Source organism: Demequina gelatinilytica, assembly GCF_000971115.1.
In the GTDB taxonomy this organism is placed as follows: domain Bacteria; phylum Actinomycetota; class Actinomycetes; order Actinomycetales; family Demequinaceae; genus Demequina; species Demequina gelatinilytica.
This window is the reverse complement of record NZ_BBLV01000001.1, coordinates 260,698-274,457: the sequence shown is the minus strand read 5'-3', so window position 1 is coordinate 274,457 and position 13,760 is coordinate 260,698. Positions and strand designations below refer to the sequence as shown.

Here is a 13,760-nt window from a genome sequence, read left to right as displayed (position 1 = left end):
CAGGAGTTCTGTCTTCAGGCTCGCGTGTGGGTCCGGATCGCCGCCGAGAGCTGTCACCACACAACGGTTCGCGCCTCGTGGCTAAGACGAGGTGCTGTCAGCTCTACTCGCGCGGGCCCATGACGAGAAGTGCAGCAGTTTTCGCCTCCGCGTGGAATGAGCTCGCGGTGCCGGCAGCGTCGCCGTCGAGCTGAAAGGCGACCTCGCGGTCGAGTTGTACGTCGATACGTCGTCCTGAGAAGCGTCGCATTGGCGACGCCGGACCGTCGCGCCGGATGGCCGCCACCAGACGCATCATGCCGCGAACGCCTTCGCCTCGGGCGATGAGGATGTGGATGCGGCCGTCATTCGGGGTGGCTTCGGGGAGGAGGTTGACCCCGCCCTGTAGCTGTCCAACGTTCCCCACCAGTGTCATCAGTGCTTTGCCGTCGTGAACGACTCGACCGTCGACGGTGACCTTTGCGTGGAACGGTTCGGCGGCGACCTGCCGGATGCCCGCCACGACGTACGCGCCACTTCTGACGACGCGCTTCAGCCGGGGATCGGTGTCGCGCATAATCTGCGCGTCCAGGCCAACGCCGGCCATGACCACGAACGACTCGCTCGCGCCGCCACCCTCCCAATGCGCCATGTCGACCGGCGTCGGCTCCCCGTGGAGTGCGGCGTCCAGAGCTTCGTCTTCATCTAGCGGCACGCCGAGGTTTCGCCCGAGGAGGTTGCCGGTGCCGGCGGGGATGATCGCGACCGGGATGCCCGTGTGTGCCATGGCCGCACAGACGGTCCTCACGGTGCCATCGCCGCCCGCGACGAGCACCACGTCGACTCCCTTGGCCAGCGCATCTTCCGCCATGCCGCGGCCCGGGTCGTCGCGTTGCGTTTCGAGCCACAGTGGGGTCTCCCACCCGGCCTGCGCCATGGCGTGCGCGACTCGTCGGTGGAAGAGATCGAGCTCGAGGACCTTGGTGGGGTTGTAGATGATCGCGGCACGCTTGCCCCGGGGTGCGTCCGGCGCGATCGGGCGCAGGGTCTGCGTGAGCACGTGAATGCCGCTGACCCACAGCGCACCGGCGGCGACAATCGCGCCGAACAACCAGCCCCCGACCATGTCGGACAGCCGCGCATTGTTCATCGCCCATTGGTCTGCGCACGTGGCAACGATCAAGGTGAGACCGAGCGCGCGGCGCAGGTTGCTTGCGGTGGGGGACCGGCGCTGCATGTTCGCGACGGTGACGAGGACCCAGAGGACGATCGTGACCGTGAGCACGTGGCCCGACGGGTATGACGCGCCGATCGCCGAGATCGAGTCGTCGAACTCAGATGGGGGACGTGGGCGGTCAATCAGGACCCGGTTGATCTGCCACGCAGGCAAACCGAGCAGTGCGATCAGAAACGCGACCGCGAGGTGGCGCTGCCGTCGCCGGAACGACCGAAGAGCGAGCACCGCCATGATCACCGCGATGAGGAAGGGGTTGGTCACTAGGGCGAACGCTTCAGCGATCTGTCCCATGTGCGATCGGGGGTCGAGATCCGACGGACCGAACCACGTGTCAACCGTGCGATCAGCCCAACCGGAAATCACTCCGTACGTCCACAAGACGTAAGACACGACCGCTATCGCGAATGCGATCGGCTCGAAGGACCGGCGGCGCTCTGTCGTCGCGAGACCTGGCTCCGCCACTGTTGAACCCCTTCGCTGGTATTCGGCCCTTGGCCGACGTGTGCCGACGCCTAAAGTGCGAGCGGCGTGGGTCCCAGGAACGTCATGCGTCCTGGGACCCACGCCGGGCGGATCAGGTTGTTGCGAGGTCGCGTCGGCGGAATCCTGCGAATCCGACGGTGACCAGGGCCGCGCCGACGAGGAATACGACGCCGAGGCCGGCCCACTCGACGGTCGAGGTGGCCACCGCGGGCACGTGGTAGAACGGGCTTATCGCGAGGACCCAGTCGTCAAGGCCGAAGGTCGGACCCAGGAGCGTCAGGCCGAAGGACAGCAGCACTCCTGCCCATGCGGCGATGGACACCTTGGGACGCGCGCCGACGACGGCGACCGCGACAGCGATCACGGTCCACACGGCCGGGATCGTCGCCAGCGCCTGCCCGAAGGCCTGGCCGTAGGTCACGCCGATGTCGGCGCTGGACGCGAACCCTGCGACGATGACGCCGGCGATGACGAGGAACGCGACGGCCGCGCCCATCGCGACGACGACGTTGCTCGCGTAGTACCGGGCGCGCGAGGTGGGCGTCGCGATGAGCGGCTCCACGCGGTCATCCATCTCCTCCTTGCGTACCCGAAGGATGATCTGCACGCAGGCGATCGATGCGAAGATGCCGATGAGGTTCACCACGGTCGCGACGAACGCGCCGAACACGTCGGCGGGGCTCTGGGCTCCGGAAGCGAGCACCTGGCCGATGCCAGAATCGCCGGCGAGGAGATCCGTGATCGCGGTCGTGAAGTAGCCGAACACGACACCGAGGACTGCGAAGCCGGTCGCCCAGACGATGAGCGTGCCTCGGTTGAGCTTGAGCGCGAGGGCAAGGGGTGTGCGTGCCCGGCCCCGTGCGGGCCCGGGGGCGGGTGCGATCGCTCCCTGGCCGAAGTCTCGGCGTGCCTGCAGGGCGAAGGCCACGACGAGGAGCACCAGCGTCAGCGCGACGGCCAACCAAAGGGGCCACCAGTTGTTCTCGACCGCGGGCTTGGTCTCGGTCATCCACGCGAGCGGATTGATCCACAGGGCCCAGTCGGCCGCCTCCACCGAGTAGGTGAAGCCGCGCAGGATGAAAAGCACACCCATCACCCCGACGGCCATGGAGCTGGACGCGCGCGCCTCGGCACCGAGCTGTGAAGTCACTGCGGCGAAGCCCGTTCCCATCCAGCCGGTTGCCGTGTACGTCGCGCACAACAGCAGCGTCGCCTCGGTGCCGCCACCGCACAGCAGGGTGACGACCGCGGCGACGATGCCGACGATGATGGACATGATCAGGCCCATGGCGACGGCCGTGAGAAGCCTCGACGAGCGTCCCAACACGCCCGAGGCGAGCAGTTCGGCCTGACCGGAGTCCTCCTGGCCGCGGGTGGCCTTCGTGACGACGAAGATCGCACCGAGCGCGGTGAGCAGGCCGCCGAGCGCCAGCGTGCGCCATGCGTTGAAGCCGTCGGCGGTGCTGACGTCGAACGCCGGACCGAAGATTAGGCCGAGCGCCGGGTTGGATCCGACGAGCGTTGCGAGTCCCTCGCGGTCCGCCTCCGTGGGGAACACCCACGGATAGACGAGGACGGATGACGCGGACAGGACGGTGGCGATCGCGATCCATGGCGCGAAGCTGCGTGCCTCGTGCTTGATCGAGGTGCGGAGCAGGAGAGGTGCGCCGACCACGGGTGCGCTCATCGGGTGCCCACCGCGTCGGCGTCGTTCTCGTACAGGCGCAGGAAGAGGCTTTCGAGCGACGGTGGTGCGACCGTGAGCGCCTCGAGCCCGTACGGAGTGAGCAGTGCCATCGCATCGCCGATGCCATTGGCGTCGACGGTGGCGGCGAGTTTGTTGCCATCGAGTTGTACGTCGTGGAGCCCTGCCAGGTCGGTGGCGACCGGGATGCGGGTCATGGTGGCGTGGACTGTGGTGCGGGCCTTGCCGCGCATCGAGGCGAGGGTGCCTGTCTCGACAATCTTGCCGGCGCGGATGATGCTGAGGCGGTCCGCGAGAGTCTCGACCTCGGACAGGATGTGGCTCGACAGCAGTACCGTCGTCCCGCGATCCTTCGCCTCGCCGAGGACCTCCTGGAAGACGTTCTCCATGAGCGGGTCGAGGCCCGACGTCGGCTCGTCGAGGATGAGGAGCTCGACGTTCGAGGCGAGAGCTGCGACGATCGCGACCTTCTGCCGGTTGCCCTTCGAGTACTGGCGGCCCCGCTTGGTGGGGTCGAGCTCGAAGCGCTCGACGAGCTCGGCTCGCCGCGCATCGTCCAGTCCGCCGCGCAGGCTGCCCAGCAGGTCGATCGCCTCGCCGCCGGACATCGACGGCCACAGCGCGACATCGCCGGGGACGTACGCGAGGCGCTTGTGCAGCTCAACCACGTCCGACCACGGATCCCCGCCCAGGAGCCGGGCCGTGCCGCCGTTGGCCTTGAGCAGGCCGAGCAGCACGCGGATGGTCGTGGACTTGCCCGCGCCATTGGGGCCGAGGAAGCCGTGGACCTCGCCCTTCGCGACGGACAGGTCCAGTCCGTCGAGCGCCTTGAACTTGCCGAACATCTTCACTAGGCCCTGGGTCTCGATGACCGGCTCGTCTGCAGACATGCACACCTCTCTTGGCTTCTACGCGTTGGCTCGCGATCCGCGGCTGCGGGTGACTCCATCTAACGACATCACAGGGTTATTCACCAACTGTGGAGTTGTTCACTACGCTGGACGTGTGACTAACCCGGTGGAAGCGACGGACAGCGAGGTCGGTCCGTCTCGTCCTGTCGGGCGACGCCCGGGTGAGACAGTGACTCGCGAGCTGATCCTCGACGCAGCCCGAACGCTCTTCGCGGAGAACGGGTACGACGGCGCGACGATCAGGGCCATCGCACAGCGCGCTGGCGTCGATCCCGCGATGATCCGGCACTTCTTCGGGGACAAGGCCTCGCTCTTCGCCGTTGCCGTCGCGAGTCGGAGCGAGGTTGCGGTGAGGCTTCGCGCCGCGCTGTCGGGGGAGCGTGAAGGTGTCGGCCGTAGAGTCGCGGACGCCTACCTGCACCTGTGGGAGGACGCTGAGGTCGGCGTGGCGCTGCGGGCGCTCTTGCGTTCCGGCATCGAGCCGGGTCGCCCGACTGAACCACTCCTCGCGGCCATCGGCGCGAGCAATGGGACGCCCATCCCCATCGGGCAGGTGCTGGCGGGCACTCACCTGCTCGGAGTCGCATTCGCGCGCTTCGTGGCGGAGGTGCCCGCGATCGTCGTGCTCGAACACGACGATCTGGTTGACCTGGTGGGTCCCGCGATCCAGCGTTACCTGGCCCCGGAAGGTGCGGACGGGGCCTGATTGCTGGACCGCTGTCCGGCGATGCGGCGGCTTAGGGCGCGTAGTGGATCTGGTGACTGAGGCGACCGAACTCTAGGGCGGTGGGCGGCACAGGAATCGGCGCGCCGCGGTCTCCGTCGCCGGAGATGAGCCCATCCAGGAGTAGGTTCGCGTACCGTCGCCACAGGTCGCCGCGCACGTCCGCGGTCGCCCGTGCAAGCGATGAAACCACGAACAGAATCATTGGGATGTCGGTAGCGGCAAGGTCCGCGCGCGCGCTACCTGTGGCCCGGACGCGGTCAACAAGGTCGACGATGAGGGGCAGAACTCGCTCGCCCGCCAGCTTTCGGTGCCGCTCGGAGTCCATGAAGAGGAGCTGCGCTGTGACGCGATCCTCGAACTGACGTTCGCACACCCCGAGGACCGCTTCGCGGAGCCCTTCGACCGGATCATCGTGCTGCGCCGCGGCGGCCACGATGGTTCTGAGGGTTTCGATGCGGGTGTCGATCAGCGCGTCGAGGAGCTCTGACCGGTCTTCGAAGTGTCGGTAGACGGTGCCGACGCCGAGTCCTGCCTCCTCGGCGACGTCGTGAAACGTGAGGTCGACGCCGCGCGTGGCGAGCAGTCGATCTGCTGCGGCAAGCAGTGCTGCGCGGTTCCGCGCGACGTCCTTGCGCACGCGCGTTCCCTCCTGCTTCGACATGGCCACCCCTCATTGTCCCAGCAAGTCGACCCCTGCCGGTGCCGCGCCTGGCGCGCCGCTACCAAAGTGGATCAGCGCCGTCCGTTTCACTGTACACTTCGAAACGGACGACTCCAGTCCATATCGAATGAGGAATGAATGATCGAGATTCAGAGTCTGACTAAGACCTACGGCGAGACGCGCGCTGTCGACGGCATCAGTTTCACCGTCCAGCCCGGCGTCGTCACGGGGTTCCTGGGACCCAACGGTGCAGGCAAGTCCACGACGATGCGCATGATCATCGGCTTGGACCGGCCGACGTCCGGCCGCGCGCTGGTCAATGGCCGCCCGTACGTCGACGCACCCGCGCCGCTCGCAGAAGTCGGCGCGCTGCTGGATGCGAAGGGTGTCGACAAGAACCGCAGCGCCCACAACCACCTCCTCGCGCTCGGGGCGACCATCGGCATCGGGGCGCGCCGCGTGGACGAGGTCCTCGGTGTCGTGGGCCTGTCGGACGTCGCTGGCAAGGCCGCCGGCTCCTTCTCGCTCGGCATGGGCCAGCGCCTCGGCATCGCCGCAGCGCTCCTGGCCGACCCTGAGGTTCTGATCCTGGATGAGCCGGTCAACGGTCTCGACCTCGACGGCATCCAGTGGATTCGCACCCTGCTGACCGACCTCGCATCCGAGGGCCGTACCGTTCTGCTGTCCTCGCACCTCATGAGCGAGATGCAGCTCGTCGCCGAGCACCTCATCGTCATCGGCCGCGGCCACATCCTCGCCGACACCACGATGGGGGAGTTCATCTCGTCCGCGTCCACGGGTGCGGTCGAAGTCGTCACGCCCGAGGTCTCCCGGCTCACGGCACTGCTCGAGGCGGCGGGAGCGACGGTCGTCGCCGAGGACGGGCTCCTCACGGTGACCGGCACGGATGCCGCCAGCATCGGTGAGGCCGCCCACTCCCACGGGCTGCCACTTCACCAGCTCCACACCGTGCCGACGTCCCTCGAGTCCGCCTACCAGGAACTCACGCGCGACGAAGTGACCTACGTGGGCTCCAGCGTCCACCCCACCCACCACACCGAAGAGGCGGCCGCCTGATGACCACCACCGCAACCGCGACCGTCACCCTCGACGTCAAGCAGGCGACCTCCGGACGCCACACCAAGAGCACCCTCGCCCGCATCATCCACTCCGAGTGGATCAAGTTCCGCACCCTGCGCGCCAACTGGACCATGCTCGGCGCGACCATGGTCCTCTTCATCGCCTTCGGAGCCATCGCGGCCGCCGTCTCGACCGGATCGGTCGACGCACCCAACGGCGGCCCGCTCGCCGTCGGCGGCGACGCCCTCCAGACGGTCCTCACCGGTTCACGCTTCGCGCTCCTGCTCCTGGGCGTCCTCGGCGCGCTGTCCGGTGCACGCGAGTACGCCTCGCGCATGATCGTCGCGACCGTCGGAGCGGTGCCCAAACGATGGCACGTCGTCATCGCGAAGGCGATCGTGCTGACCGCGGTCGTCCTCCCAACCGCCCTCATCGGCGCGTTCGGTGCCTTCTTCGCCGGCAACGCCGTCTTCGCGAGCCAGGACGCAACCACCGTCGCACTGTCCGACGACGGCGTCGTCCGAGCACTGGGGGGCATGGCGGCATTCCTCGTCGCCATCGCACTCCTGGGTCTCGCACTCGGCTTCCTCATGCGCAGCGTCGCCGGCTCCATCGGCACCCTCATCGCGGGCGCACTCATCGTGCCCGGCATCGCAGGCGCACTCCTGCCCGATAGCTGGGACGAACTCCTCAAGTACCTGCCCACGCAGGCCGCCGCCAGCTTCACACCCGTCGGCACGACCGGCGACACCCTCAGTGCCGGCGCAGGCGCGATTGTCCTGGCGGTCTGGGTCGTTGCCCTCGTAGCCGCCGCTACCGCATCGATCACCCGTCGCGACGTCTAACGCCACTCCGACGGGTGTTCGCTCGGCACTCACTGCCGGGAAACGCCCCCGGTGACGGCTGGCAGGCCAGCCATCGACCCACCGCACCACCCACGCACGAAAAGGACCCGCTGATGCCCACCCCGATCACCATGAAGGCAGCCCGATTCCACACCTTCGGAGGCCCCGAGGTACTCCAGATCGACGATGTCCCCGTTCCTGCTGCGACCGAGGGACGTGTCATCATTCGCGTCGCCGGCGCAGCATTCAACCCTGCCGACGCTGCCCTTCGCGCCGGGCTGTTCGCGGGCGTGATGGACGTCGAGCTTCCGTTCACTCCCGGTGTCGAGGTCTCGGGCACGATCGCCGAGATCGGCCCCGGTGTCGATGGCTGGGCGATCGGTGACACCGTTGTCTGCTACCAGCCGTTCGGGCAGCCCGGCACGTATGCCGAGCACGTCTCGGTGAGCGCAGACGTGCTCGCGTCTGCGCCGCAGACCGTGGATCTCGCCGACGCCGCCGCCCTGCCCGCCGTCGGCCTGACCGCGTGGCAGGCGCTGTTCGACCACGGCGCGCTTCAGCCGGGCGAGAAGGTGCTCGTCAATGGTGCCGGCAGCGCCGTGGGCGCGTATGTGACTCAGCTCGCTGTGCACCACGGTGCGGATGTCGTCGCTGTGGCAGGTACCGCTAGTTGTGCCCGTGTGCGCGCGTACGCCCCGCGTGCCGTCGTCGACTACCAGGCCGGCGACCTCACCGACGCGATCGACGAGGAATTCGACCTGGTGGTCAACCTCGCTCCGACCGCGTTCGCGGACCTGCTGCCGTTCACCCGCCGCAGTGGACGTTTCGTATCCGCGACGACGCCCGTCGACGCCGAGAACGACCGCAAGGTCCGCGCGATCCGGATGGGATCGAGGTCTGACGCCGCTCAACTGCGCGAGCTCGTGCGACTCGTCGACGACGGCAAGCTCGTGATCTGGGTCAGGTCCAAGCGCCCGCTCGCCGACGCCGCAGACGTCCACAACGGCAACCGCAACGGCAAGACCGTCTTCATCCCCGCCTGACCTCGCACACCGTCGCCGCGGGGCCACCAACGCATCATCAACGACTGGAAGAGAACGCCATGATCGCCACCGGCTCACGCCTCGAACTCGACCTCGTCGACACCAAGGGAGAGCACTTTGACCTGGCCCGCTACTCAGGGAGCGAGGCCGTCTTCGTCTACTTCATGCGAGCCATCCTGTGCATGCAATGCAACGCACACGCACGGACGCTCGCCGCGCACGCAGGCGACTTCAGGGAGCGCGGTGTCGAGGTCGTCATTGTCATCCCCGACACCATCGACGCCGCCGCGAACTGGAAGGCCAAGAAGAGCATCCCGTTCCCCGTCGTCGTCAGCGACGGAGCCGACGCTCACGCCTCCGTGGGTCTCATGCGCAAGGTCTTCGGAGCTGTCCAGCAGTCCGGCGGCATCCTCATCGACCGCGCAGGCATCGTCCGCTACACGCACTCCGCCACGAACCCCGGCGGCAGCTACGATGCCGCCGCGCTGGACGAGGCGATCGCCGCGCTCGGCTGACCCCTGGGAAGCGCGCAGTGCCGGGGTCCTCGCGGCCCCGGCACTGCGCTCCCTCGGCTTGGCCCGCGGCACCGCAGTGGCGGCGCATGGCCGACGACGAAGCAGCCGAACAGCAGGCACTGCGAAGCATCGCTACGCAGAGGGAGCACGCCATAGCGTTCGGCGAGCGCATGCAGGTAATCGCCGAGGTCGAGCGCGGCGGCAAACGCGGCGAGGACGTCGTGGAGTTCCCGTTAACGACGGCGTCACAGGTCGTGAGAGCGGGGCTGGGGGCGAGCCACGAGCACCTCCATGCGGCGTCACCTGTATGGCATTCACGCGAGGGAGGCGTGCGACTTCCCACTGCGCACGACTCACAGCTGTGGACCGCGTCGAAGGGTTCGGCCAACGCGCTGTGGGTGCTCGCTCGTGCGGAGCGCCGCGAGCCTGTGTGACGTTGACTGGTCCTTGATGTGGAGAATCTCCGCCGCGCCCACGGCGCTCCTGTCGGGGACGCTCAAGCGCATCGATGAGCAGAACTGTTGTGAGTCGGAGGTCGTCGCCGACCAGCGCGCCGCGCCGATGCAGGCGTCGAGCGACGCGAGCCGGCGCTCCACGTCTCGCCTGCTGGCAGCCAGTAGGTCTACGCGGGCGGCCAGGGATACGCCGCGCCGACTCGCGACGGGCTTGCGCCAGCCGCGAGCAACTCGGCCGACGCGTCGGTGTGGTCGTGTGAACCGCTGGCATGCGCCATGGCCGCCAGCACGACCTCCAAGTGCTCGCGGGTGAGTCGTGGCAGGACCTCGTCGAGCTGAACCGGGTCGCCGCCAAGAAGCGACACTGCGACGTCGACGTATGCGCGCTCGCTCGTCGGCCACGCGGCGCTCGTGGTCAACAGCGGTGCCGTGATGACGTCGTAGTCATCTCCGAGGTCGACGCTCCAATTGCCGTTGGCCTCGATCCAGGGCCGGCTGTCGTCGAGCATGCCCGGCCTCGGTCCACGAGCAAGCATCTCCACCGCGGCCTCGGACGCGTACACACCGCGCACCCAGGCGCGGAACTCTTGAGTTCGATCGGTCATGCGGTCAGCCTCCCAGAAGGGTCCGACACCCCTCGGGCTCGTTCGTGCGGATAGAGGGCGATTGCCGGCATGGTCCCTTGTTCTGGTGGCAAGTCGGCTGGTGCCGCAGCGCGGATGCAACTTGGGGCCGCAGGCCCGGCGCTGCAGTGGGCAAGTGCGAACAGGGCTGCATGGCCTGCGCCAACCCCCAGGGCATCTTCGGTGTGCCGCATGGCGCGCCGCTCCTGAGTAGCGTCAAGTCGTTCTCATGTACTTCATGACGACTCCTTGGAGACGCTTGTTCTCGCCCTCTAGCTCGTTGATGGTGCTGTGGGCGTTGTCTAGCTGGGCGCGCAGTTCTGCCACCTGACGGGTGAGGTAGTCATCCGCAGCGAGGAGTGAGGTCGCGCTAACCCGACCTGTGCTCTCCGCCTGCTGTCCGTAGATGACGCTGAGGCGGCGCTCGAGGGCGTCGATCTTCCTCTCGTCGCGCGCGTGGATCTGCTGCCAGTGATCCAGTTGGGCGCGCAGGCTGGCCGCTGTCTCGGCGTCTCCTGACGCTCTAGTCCGCGTCATCTGGTTCTTGACCTTGGCCATCGCCAAGTCGTACTCGGTCTGCATCGCGTCGACGAGGTCGCGGGACACGCCTGCCTTCCTGTGAACTTCGGCCTTCGTCATGAACACGCCGCGATTGACTGCCTCCTCAAGAACGTTGCGGACGAGTTCACGCTTGAGTGAACCGCGCCGCTGGACCGCGTCGATCGCCGCCGTCGGTGCTGGGCGGCTGGGTCGGTCCTGGTTTGCCATCAGGCACCTCCTGTCACGTTGTCGGGTGCGACCTCGATCACGGTCGGACGCTCGGGGGCATGCACGTCCGCGCCGATGAGCATCTCGGCCGGGAGTGTCGCCAAGATGAACGCGCGCGCCTCGGTGATGGTGTCCAGTCGATCCTCGAGAGCGGTTCGCGTCGCAGAGTCCAGGCTCGTGAGCTGAGCCTCGCAGCGCTCCACAAGAAGCCGAAGTTTGGCCACCTCCATGTCGTGCGGCATCGCGATCTCGGCGGTCCACGGCTCGAGCATGCCGGCATCGAGCGCGATGCGTACCTCGGTCCTGTCGGTCAGGTGGCGCTCCAGGGCGTAGCGCAGGTCAGGCAAGTGGGAAGGGTCGGTACGGAAGAACCCGCACCCGAGGCACAGATGCCTGAACGCGCAGGCCTTGCCCCCGGCCCGGTTGTTGTTGGGCTCCGTGCAGTTGCCGTACGGCACGGCAAGACCTCCGAGGACGTACAGGCTGGCAGCCGCATCATCGACCTCCGGCGACGTCAAGCCGCTGTGAACGCCCTTGAAGTCAATCTGCAGCGGAGCCAGGGCTCGCACCGCCTCGATCTGGCGCTTGCGGCTCACCTGGTAGTACGTCTGTGTTGTCTCCAAGTTCTGGTGGCCCATGATCTCCTGCAAAACCTCTGGGGGAGTCCCGCCATCCGCGTGACGCTGCGCGTAGGTGTGCCTGAAGGAGTACGGGGTAATGGTGTCCAAGGGGTAGGGGAGGGGCTGCCCATCGAGATCGACGTCAACGCCCTCAATCGTGCCGAGTTCGGTCATCCACTCCCTCACGAGGGTCGAGAACCAACCGTCCGTCGTGGATTCGGTGCCGTGGGGGTTCTGCTGATGCTTCGGGAAAAGCGCCAACTTGGCGGTGGGCGTGGTTGGGTAGCGGAGATCGACTCGCTTCTGCTGCTCTTTGATAACCCGTGCGGTGGCCGCGCTGATGGGCAGGGGTACCCGGCGCTTGCCGACCTTGTTGGCGTCGTAGATCACGAACCAGTTAGTGGTAGTGCGGCCGTCGGGCGTCACGTGCTCGCGCGCCTCCAAGCAATCCCATCGAAGCGACACGAGCTCCTGTGTGCGGCGTCCGGTCTCGGCGTGAATGAGGACGGCCGCGACGGCGTCGTCGGGACCCATCGCCTTGCCTGCGGCCTGTCGAACACCGCGCTCACCGTCGTGCAATGCCGCGCGACGCAGGGCGTCAAGGCCCTCGGCACTGAGCAGTTGCCGCATAACCTTCAGCGGCACGGACTTGCCCTCGGTCTCGTCCGCGGCGACAATCTTGGTCTGACGGACGTGGTCACCTTCCACGAAGCGGAACGTGTCGGGAAGGCCCTCCAGGACACCCCCTGGACCCTTCCATACGAGCCTGTTGGACTCGGCCACGGCGAGGAACTTCCGGAGGTGGACCACCGCCTGTGCGTGGACCTGATTACCCAGTTCGCCGGCGTCCTCGGCCTTGTTCAGCCGGATGAGGTGACGCTCGATATCTGCGCGGCCGAGGCGGGTGATGTCGTCGCCGCCGTCCTCTCTGAGCGCGAGAGTCTTTCCAAACTCGGCACACGCTCGCACCAGGTTGATGAGGGCCGTCTTGCCCTTCCTGCTGGCGACGAGCTCCCTCGCCCGAGCCTTCGCGGCAGCCTTGAGCCACTCGGGTCGGATGGGTGGCATTGGCTGCCCGACCTTGTCGCTCGCGGGACCAGGCCCACCCGCGAAGTGAATGCGGTCGCCACGCGGGTAGCCGAACACCGCCAGGTTCCAAGAATCCTTCGCCATCTCGTCGTCCGGGCTTGTCGTGGCCAAGCGCAGCGCGTCAATGTGGGAGCGGATGGCCTTCACAGCGTTTGCGTAGGCACCGTTCCTCCGGAAGGTATCGCTCAGCAGCGGCTGCCAGTCCACGACATCGAACACGTCCAGCACGCCGCATGCGTCCATAGTCTTCGCGAGCCGCGCCGCGGTCTGTGGTGTCGAACGCAGCCGCTTCTTGAGCCCCAGCGAGAGGATTGCAAGGACCTGTGCCCGGGCTACGGGTGCCAGGCCCGACAGATCGACGTGGGGGCGGCGAAGCTCCTGGACGCGCTCTGCACTAGGGTCCGTGCGGCAGAAATCCGACACTTCGGTGTCGGAGAAACCCTCGCCTTGCAGCCTTGCTATGCCCGAGAGGCGGCGATTGTGGAACTCGCAGAACGCTACGCGGTGAAGCGTCCCTGCGGCGATGCGGTCGCACGATTCCACCGCGCATTCGCCGAATTCACGGAGTGGCACGAGGTCCACTCCGTGCTTCGTCCTCGAGTGAGTCTGACAGAGGTCGCCAGCGGGAACCGCTGGACGCTCGTGCCCCGGGAGGCAGCACACGCGGCAGAGCGCCGGCGTGGATGTGTCTGACCCATGACCTTCGTGGCGAAAGGTCTCCATGTTCGGCTTGCCATCCCGCTTCCATGCGGCGGTGCAGCCGGTGCACAACGTCCCAGACACGGTCTCAAACAGCCTGCTCGCACCGCACCCGGTACACGTCACACCGACCAGGCCCTTGTGGTCGCTGGCGAACCAGATGAACTGCTCGCCCGGGTCGTATCCGATACTGCGAAGGAGATCGAGGTCGGTCACCTCCTCAAGCGTGTTGCCGCGCGTCCGCGTGGGACCGATCGGCGTCGAGACGCGCCTAAGGTTCAGCGGGACGACCTCAGCCGGCGCGACGTTTGGTCCTTGCA

At 67.3% G+C, this 13,760-nt stretch carries 13 protein-coding genes; 6 read left to right on the top strand and 7 right to left on the bottom strand.

What is annotated here, in order from left to right:
- Positions 1-103: 103 nt before the first annotated feature.
- From AOM00_RS01250 to AOM00_RS01240, 3 genes are all read right to left on the bottom strand, one after another.
- A complete protein-coding gene (locus tag AOM00_RS01250; protein ID WP_062516051.1) occupies positions 104-1,678 on the bottom strand; it encodes a bifunctional phosphatase PAP2/diacylglycerol kinase family protein in 1,575 nt (524 codons plus the stop codon).
- Between the two features lie 112 nt (positions 1,679-1,790).
- Complete coding sequence (locus AOM00_RS01245) at positions 1,791-3,374, bottom strand: ABC transporter permease (RefSeq protein ID WP_228373365.1); 1,584 nt, start codon at positions 3,372-3,374, stop codon at positions 1,791-1,793.
- A gap of 8 nt (positions 3,375-3,382) precedes the next feature.
- Complete coding sequence (locus tag AOM00_RS01240) at positions 3,383-4,294, bottom strand: ABC transporter ATP-binding protein (protein WP_062516049.1); 912 nt, start codon at positions 4,292-4,294, stop codon at positions 3,383-3,385.
- 115 nt (positions 4,295-4,409) lie between these two features.
- Between AOM00_RS01240 and AOM00_RS01235 the strand changes: the two genes are divergently transcribed.
- Positions 4,410-5,021 carry a TetR/AcrR family transcriptional regulator gene (locus AOM00_RS01235; RefSeq protein WP_169746789.1) on the top strand — a complete coding sequence of 204 codons (612 nt, stop codon included), beginning with the start codon at positions 4,410-4,412 and terminating at the stop codon, positions 5,019-5,021.
- A gap of 31 nt (positions 5,022-5,052) precedes the next feature.
- Here the strand turns inward: AOM00_RS01235 and AOM00_RS01230 are convergent, their stop codons facing one another.
- A complete protein-coding gene (locus AOM00_RS01230) occupies positions 5,053-5,703 on the bottom strand; it encodes a TetR/AcrR family transcriptional regulator (RefSeq protein ID WP_062516047.1) in 651 nt (216 codons plus the stop codon).
- 138 nt (positions 5,704-5,841) lie between these two features.
- Between AOM00_RS01230 and AOM00_RS01225 the strand changes: the two genes are divergently transcribed.
- The 5 genes from AOM00_RS01225 (at position 5,842) to AOM00_RS01205 (ending at position 9,620) form a co-directional block, all read left to right on the top strand.
- Positions 5,842-6,780: an ATP-binding cassette domain-containing protein gene (locus AOM00_RS01225; RefSeq protein ID WP_062516046.1), complete on the top strand. Its 939-nt coding sequence runs from the start codon at positions 5,842-5,844 to the stop codon at positions 6,778-6,780.
- The gene (locus AOM00_RS01220) at positions 6,780-7,628 is read left to right on the top strand and encodes an ABC transporter permease (protein ID WP_062516045.1); all 849 of its coding nucleotides are present in this window, start codon (positions 6,780-6,782) and stop codon (positions 7,626-7,628) included. Before AOM00_RS01225 ends, AOM00_RS01220 begins: the two co-directional genes overlap by 1 nt.
- A gap of 14 nt (positions 7,629-7,642) precedes the next feature.
- The gene (locus AOM00_RS01215) at positions 7,643-8,671 is read left to right on the top strand and encodes an NADP-dependent oxidoreductase (protein WP_156158965.1); all 1,029 of its coding nucleotides are present in this window, start codon (positions 7,643-7,645) and stop codon (positions 8,669-8,671) included.
- Between the two features lie 59 nt (positions 8,672-8,730).
- The gene (locus tag AOM00_RS01210) at positions 8,731-9,186 is read left to right on the top strand and encodes a peroxiredoxin family protein (RefSeq protein WP_062516043.1); all 456 of its coding nucleotides are present in this window, start codon (positions 8,731-8,733) and stop codon (positions 9,184-9,186) included.
- 86 nt (positions 9,187-9,272) lie between these two features.
- A complete protein-coding gene (locus AOM00_RS01205; protein ID WP_062516042.1) occupies positions 9,273-9,620 on the top strand; it encodes a hypothetical protein in 348 nt (115 codons plus the stop codon).
- Positions 9,621-9,808: 188 nt separating this feature from the next.
- Here AOM00_RS01205 and AOM00_RS01200 read toward each other — a convergent pair whose 3' ends face one another.
- From AOM00_RS01200 to AOM00_RS01190, 3 genes are all read right to left on the bottom strand, one after another.
- Complete coding sequence (locus tag AOM00_RS01200; RefSeq protein ID WP_062516041.1) at positions 9,809-10,246, bottom strand: hypothetical protein; 438 nt, start codon at positions 10,244-10,246, stop codon at positions 9,809-9,811.
- Positions 10,247-10,480: 234 nt separating this feature from the next.
- Positions 10,481-11,032, bottom strand: a complete 552-nt coding sequence (locus AOM00_RS01195; protein WP_156158964.1) for a hypothetical protein — start codon at positions 11,030-11,032, stop codon at positions 10,481-10,483.
- Positions 11,032-13,656, bottom strand: coding sequence for a tyrosine-type recombinase/integrase (locus tag AOM00_RS01190; RefSeq protein WP_169746788.1), 2,625 nt, complete (start codon positions 13,654-13,656; stop codon positions 11,032-11,034). The genes AOM00_RS01195 and AOM00_RS01190 overlap by 1 nt, the downstream gene beginning before the upstream one ends.
- Positions 13,657-13,760 lie beyond the last annotated feature (104 nt).